The sequence below is a fragment of the Rhodococcus sp. R1101 genome (genome assembly GCF_000278445.1).
In the GTDB taxonomy this organism is placed as follows: domain Bacteria; phylum Actinomycetota; class Actinomycetes; order Mycobacteriales; family Mycobacteriaceae; genus Rhodococcus; species Rhodococcus gordoniae.
This window is the reverse complement of sequence record NZ_AJVB01000211.1, coordinates 1-6,463: the sequence shown is the minus strand read 5'-3', so window position 1 is coordinate 6,463 and position 6,463 is coordinate 1. Positions and strand designations below refer to the sequence as shown.

Below are 6,463 nucleotides of genomic sequence, written 5' to 3'. Positions count from 1 at the left end.
CGTCCACGTCGAGGATCCGCTCCCCGGCGTGCGCGCCGTTGCCGGTGCCCAGCACGACCGTCAAGGTCATGAGGTTCGGCAGAGCGACCACCAGCGCGAGCACGCCGAGGGCGATCTGCAGTCCGCGGTGGTATCTCCAGTTACGGACCTGCCAGATCCACGCGAGCAACGAGATCGGGATCGCCGTGCAGAGGATGCCGAAGAGCAGACCCCACAGCACTCCCCGTGTGAATCCACCGTCCGCGAGCCCGGCGATCCGCTGCGCCCACCAGCGTGGAACGAACGCCGCCGACGCGTAATAAGCGATCACGAGCACGATCGCTGCCACGACCACCGTGATGACCTTCCTGGCCCACGGCGGTAACCCCTTCCGCGAAACGGTCTCGACATCGCTGTTCGTCATCCGGAACCTTCCTCGCCGATCGGTACGTGCGTACCTGCCGTACGCATGTCAGCCTACGGACCACCGCTTTCACAGCAGGTCCCTTCGCACTGCGAATTTCACCCGGTACGGTTGCCCGACTTTGTATACGGTGAGCCGCAGGGGTAATCGAACGTTCGCCGTCCGGGGAGGGACATGCGCAGTTTCGTGGATCTGGGCCTGTTCCTGGCCGCTGTCGCTCTGGGAATCGGATCGGTGTTGCCCGTGGTCGGCGGAATACGTCCCACCGAGATTCCCCTGGTGGCGTTGCGCGACGGCTTCCCCGCCGGCGACCTCGCGAGTGTCGCGGTCCCGGGTCTGCCGTTGTACGAGTCCCTCGCGGTCCCACTCGTGGTGGCCGCAGCGCTCCTGCTCGCGGCCGCACTGTTCGACTCGGTGGCGGTCGGCTGGGCCGGGACGCTGATCGGCGTCGCCACGGCGGTGGTGTTCTGGACTCGTCTGTTCCAGACCCACGGTGAGTACGTCGAACTCAACCGCAGCACGACGCTGACCAATCAGAACGGGACCGTCCTTCTGTTCAGCGGCACGCTCGTCGCGCTCCTGTGCTGCCTCATCGCACTGCGTCGTTCCTCGACGAGTCGCGCCTCCCTGGACTGAGCTTCCCCGGACCGAGCCTCCCCCTGCAGCGGGGCCGGTCCCGATACGCTCTCCGCACGGGGTGACCGCTTCGGGACACCCACAAGTCAAGGCAGGAACGATGGCAAGTCTCGACGAACTGATGTCCCGTATCCCGGTCGCGCAGGTGGCGCAGCGACTCGGCGTCGACACAGCGACGGCGGAGACAGCCGTCCGTGCGGCGCTCCCCACCCTCGTCGGCGGTCTCGACGCCAACGCCCGGAACGCGACGGGGGCGGCGTCGCTGCTCTCGGCGCTGGGCAAGCACTCCGACTCGAGCCTGGCCGAGGGTGACGTCGACGTCGACGGGATCGACACCGAGGACGGCGACAGGATCGTCTCCAACGTCTTCGGCGACAAGAAGGAGCAGGTGATCTCGACCCTCGGCTCCGTGAACGGTGCGGGCGGGAACGATCTGATCGCCAAGGTCCTCCCGATCATCGCTCCCATCGTGCTGTCCTATCTCGCCAAGCAGATCGGCGGTGGCGCGGGAGCGAACTCCGCGAGCACCTCGCAGGGTGGCGGTCTCGCCGATCTCCTCGGAGGTCTGCTGAAGAACGCCGGCGGCGGTTCGGCCCCGGCCGGCGGTGGTCTCGGCGACGTCCTCGGCAGTGTGCTCGGTGGCAATTCGGGTGGTGGTCTCGGCGGACTCCTCGGTGGACTTCTCGGCGGCGGCAAGCGCTGAGAGCCTCTGGAACAACACGTTCCGCTCTTCTCTGTGATGCAGCACGATCGGGACGGTACTGTCCTCGAGCGTTCCGGACCTGTACCGTGATCCGGGCGATGTGGGGGGCCACTGCACGGTGCGGCCGCATGCAGCGGCGACGATCGGATGATCGGCCGGGCTCCCCTTCTCCGTATGCCGGCGGAGTACACGGACACGATGTGAGGGGTAGAAGAGTATGACGCGAGTCCTGACTCAACTGGAGTTGCTGCGCGAACTGGAGCCTGTAGCCGAAGCCAACCTCAACCGGCACCTCTCGATGGCGAAGGACTGGCATCCGCACGACTACGTCCCGTGGGACGAGGGCCGCAACTTCGCCGCGATGGGCGGTGTCGACTGGGAGCCCGAGCAGTCGAAACTCGGCGAGGTCGCGAAGGCCGCCATGATCACCAACCTCCTCACCGAGGACAACCTGCCCTCCTACCACCGCGAGATCGCCGAGAGCTTCTCCCGCGACGGTGCCTGGGGCACCTGGGTCGGCCGGTGGACGGCGGAGGAGAACCGCCACGGCATCGTCATGCGCGACTACCTGGTCGTCACGCGTGGCGTCGATCCCGTCGCGCTCGAGAACGCCCGCATGGAGCACATGACGAACGGCTTCGCGTCCCCCAACTCCACCGGCATGCTCCACTCGGTCGCCTACGTGACCTTCCAGGAGCTCGCGACCCGCGTGTCGCACCGCAACACCGGACGTGCCTGCGACGACTCGATCGCCGACAAGATGCTCCAGCGCATCGCCGCCGACGAGAACCTGCACATGATCTTCTACCGGAACATCTGCGACGCGGCGATCGACGTCGCACCGGCCCAGACGCTGGCGGCGATCGTCGAGGTGCTCGAGAACTTCCAGATGCCGGGCGCCGGTATGCCGAATTTCCGTCGCAACGGCGTGCTCATGGCCAAGCACGGCATCTACGACCTGCGTCAGCACCTCGACGACGTCGTGATGCCGGTACTCCGCAAGTGGAGGATCTTCGAGCGCGATCTCGGCAGCGAGGCACAGCGCGATCTCGACAAGCTCGGCACCTTCCTCGAGGAGCTGGAACGCCAGGCAGGCCGGTTCGAGGAGATGCGCGACCGCTCCCTCGCCCGGGAGGCCGCGAAGCGCGAGAAGGTGGGCGCGAACGCCTGAGTCCCGTACGGGCGCCGACGCCCGATCGCGACGGAGGTTATCCTGTGCCCGGCGCCGATTTCGGAGCCGGGCACAGTCGCTTCCGCGGTCCTCCACGAACGGGCACGCTATTTCTTTGTCACACAACGGTTTCCAGAGGTACCCATGTCTTCCCTCCGTATCGGCTCGATCGAACTGAACAGCCCGGTCGTGCTGGCGCCCATGGCGGGAGTGACGAACGTCGCATTCCGTACGCTGTGCCGCGAACTCGAACTCGAACGGGCCGGCAGCACGTCGGGTCTGTACGTGTGCGAGATGGTCACCGCACGCGCCCTCGTCGAGCGGCACCCGGTCACCATGCACATGACGACCTTCGGTCCCACCGAGACACCGCGGTCGCTGCAGCTGTACACCGTCGACCCCGACACGACCTACGCCGCGGCGAAGATGATCGTCGACGAGAACCTCGCCGACCACATCGACATGAACTTCGGGTGCCCGGTCCCCAAGGTGACCCGCAAGGGCGGAGGATCGGCCCTCCCCTACAAGCGCAGACTGTTCGGGCAGATCGTCGCGGCTGCCGTCCGCGCCACGGAGGGCACGAACGTCCCGGTAACGGTCAAGTTCCACATCGGGATCGACGACGAACACCACACTCACCTCGACGCCGGTCGCATCGCGGCCGCCGAGGGAGCAGCAGCCGTGGCCCTCCATGCCCGGACCGCAGCGCAACGGTATTCGGGAGCGGCCGACTGGGACGAGATCGCGCGGTTGAAGGAACACGTCACCGGCGTACCCGTGCTCGGCAACGGCGACATCTTCGACGCCTCCGATGCGGAGAAGATGATGGCGCAGACCGGTTGCGACGGCGTGGTCGTCGGTCGCGGCTGCCTCGGGCGCCCCTGGCTGTTCGCCGAACTCAGTGCCGCGCTCGGCGGTCGCCCGATTCCCACCCCGCCGAATCTCGGTGAGGTGACGCAGATCATGCGCCGACACGCCGAACTGCTCGCCGACCATCACGGTGAGGACCGCGGCCTGCGCGACATGCGCAAGCACATCGCCTGGTATCTGCGCGGATTCCCGGCCGGGTCGGAGATCCGTAACGGGCTCGCCCGAGTGTCGACGCTCGCCGAACTCGACGATCTGCTGGGCAAACTCGACCACGACGTGCCGTTCCCCGCCGATGCCGAAGGCCCGCGGGGACGCCAGGGTTCGCCGAGCAGCGTCGCGCTCCCCGACGGCTGGCTCGACGACCCGGAGGACACCTGCGTGCCCGAGGGCGCCGACATGATGCACTCGGGAGGATGAGTCCTTCCTCGGGGGCTGTCCTGGACGGATTCGCGGATCGACCCACGGATGTCGTGCGTCACAGCCGCGTCACGGTCACATGCGACCGGCGATCAGTATCATTGCGGAGTCCTCGCGACGGTCGCCGCTGAGCGATCGGGTGGACGACGACGGATGACGATGCGGCGCGACCGCAGAAGGAGCAGGTATCGGTGGACGAGGAGCACGAGACAGGATCTCCGGATCCTCGCGCTCCCTGGGAACGACCGATAGCCGACAGCACCTACCGCGAAGCCCGTCCGGGCAGGCGCAGCCGCGCGGGTGGGGTGCACCGCTCCGACGAGCCCGACCCCGACTCCGGTCGCCACGAGGGTGCGCGCAATCGCCGGGCTGCGGATTCGGACGATCCGGAACAGCTCACCGTCGCCGAACTGCTCGACAAGGTGGGGCGACGATCCGATCCCCCTCCCCGGCCGGATCCGCCGAGCACGTCCACATCGTCACTGCCTCCGGCACATCCTCGCGGCCCCGAGCCTTCCCGGTACGTGGCATCCGAGGACGAATCCGGAGGGGCGGTGCTCCCGCGAAGAACGCCTCCCCCGGTGGCGCCGCCGGCCCGCTCGACACCGACGAGCCCTCCTGCGCGGCCCGACCCCCATCCTCCGATGCCGCCGGCCCCTTCGGCACCGCCGACCGCGGGCGCACCGCCGGCACCGCCCCGAGTGCCACCGGGACCGTCCCGTCCCCGGCCACCGGAGAATTCCCGGCCACCGGAGAATCCCCTCCCGCCGCGCGCCCAGGCACCGGATCGTATGACCGGCCCTCCGTCCCACGCGGCCCCGGCGCCACCACCGCGAGCGGTGCCTCAGGCGGAGTCGCGAGCGGTGCCTCAGACGGAGTCGCGAGCGGTGCCTCGGACGGAGTCGCGACCGGCACCTCCTGTCGGCGCGTCGCAGTCACCACCTCCTCGACAGAAACCGCCGGTCGTGGACGAACAGCCGACCGTCAAGATCGACGCGGTTCCTTCCGTGGACGACCGTCCGCCCGTCGAGGACGAGCACGACGAGAAGGCACACAACTCCGCGCTGCCCCGACCGGTGGGCAGTGGCACCCTCGGCCGTCTCGCTCAGAGCAAGCAACGCAAGCGGAAACGCCTCCGGTTCGCGGTGCGAGCGGCAGTGGCCTTCGTCTCGGTCCTGGCGCTGCTGGGCAACGGTGCGGTGTGGGGATACCTCCGTTCCACGGAGGCAGGCTTCTCCCAGATCGCCGCACTGGACACCGAATCGGACGACATCGTCGACCCGATCGGCCAGACGGGCGACGAGACCTATCTGATCGTGGGCACCGACACCCGCGCCGGCGCCAGCGGTGCGATCGGAGCCGGAACCGTCGACGACGCCGAGGGCGCTCGTGCCGACACCGTCATCCTCGTCAACATCCCCGCGGATCGCAGCCGCGTGGTCGCGGTGTCGTTCCCCCGCGATCTGGATGTGGAACGCCCGGTATGCCGCGGATGGGACAGCGCGACCGGCGACTACGATTCCGAACTGTATCCGGCCGCCGAAGGCGACAAGCTCAACGCAACGTACGCGCTCGGCGGGCCGAAGTGTCTGGTCAAGGTGATCCAGAAGATCTCCGGGTTGAAGATCGGTCATTTCGTGGGCATCGACTTCGCCGGCTTCGAATCCATGGTCGACGAGATCGGTGGGGTCGAGGTGTGTACCCCCATACCGTTGATCGACAACGAGCTCGGTCCCCTCATCGAGACACCCGGCACCCACACGCTCGACGGGAAACGCGCACTCGACTACGTCCGCGCCCGCAAGATCGATTCGGAGGGCAACAGCGACTACGGCCGGATCAGCCGGCAGCAGAAGTTCCTGTCGTCGCTGCTGCGTTCGACATTGTCGAACAAGGTGTTGCTCGATCCCGGGAAGCTCAACGGGTTCATCGGCGCCTTCACCCGCGCGACCTTCGTCGAGAACGTCAACACCGAGTCGCTCGTCAAACTCGGGCGTTCGATGCAGAACGTCGAGGCCGGCGCGGTGTCTTTCCTCACCATCCCCACCGCCGGCACCAACGACTGGGGCAACGAGATTCCCCGGACGGACGACATCGAGGCGATCTTCACCGCCATCATCGACGACCTGCCCCTGCCGGGTGAGAAACGCGAGGACGTGCCGGAGGAGACCGCACCCGCACCCGCCGAACCTCTGCCGGCACAGCTCGCCGTCGATCCCTCGTCGGTGTCGGTGCAGGTCTCGAATGCCTCCGGTGTCTCCGG

5 protein-coding genes and 1 pseudogene are annotated in these 6,463 nt (G+C 67.7%); 5 read left to right on the top strand and 1 reads right to left on the bottom strand.

All coding sequences use genetic code 11. From position 1 onward, the window contains the following. A pseudogene (locus R1101_RS0113880) lies at positions 1-403 on the bottom strand (hypothetical protein); the annotation flags it as partial. A gap of 174 nt (positions 404-577) precedes the next feature. Here R1101_RS0113880 and R1101_RS0113875 point away from each other — a divergent pair. From R1101_RS0113875 to R1101_RS26780, 5 genes are all read left to right on the top strand, one after another. Continuing rightward, positions 578-1,039, top strand: a complete 462-nt coding sequence (locus R1101_RS0113875) for a hypothetical protein (protein WP_016934014.1) — start codon at positions 578-580, stop codon at positions 1,037-1,039. A gap of 100 nt (positions 1,040-1,139) precedes the next feature. Beyond that, positions 1,140-1,742, top strand: coding sequence for a DUF937 domain-containing protein (locus R1101_RS0113870; RefSeq protein WP_016934013.1), 603 nt, complete (start codon positions 1,140-1,142; stop codon positions 1,740-1,742). 217 nt (positions 1,743-1,959) lie between these two features. Beyond that, entirely contained in the window at positions 1,960-2,913 is a 954-nt protein-coding gene (locus R1101_RS0113865) for an acyl-ACP desaturase (RefSeq protein WP_016934012.1), read from the top strand. A gap of 144 nt (positions 2,914-3,057) precedes the next feature. After that, the gene (gene dusB, locus R1101_RS0113860) at positions 3,058-4,200 is read left to right on the top strand and encodes a tRNA dihydrouridine synthase DusB (RefSeq protein ID WP_016934011.1); all 1,143 of its coding nucleotides are present in this window, start codon (positions 3,058-3,060) and stop codon (positions 4,198-4,200) included. A gap of 644 nt (positions 4,201-4,844) precedes the next feature. Then, a partial coding sequence (locus R1101_RS26780) for an LCP family protein (RefSeq protein WP_269726635.1) occupies positions 4,845-6,463 on the top strand: 1,619 nt, incomplete at its 3' end.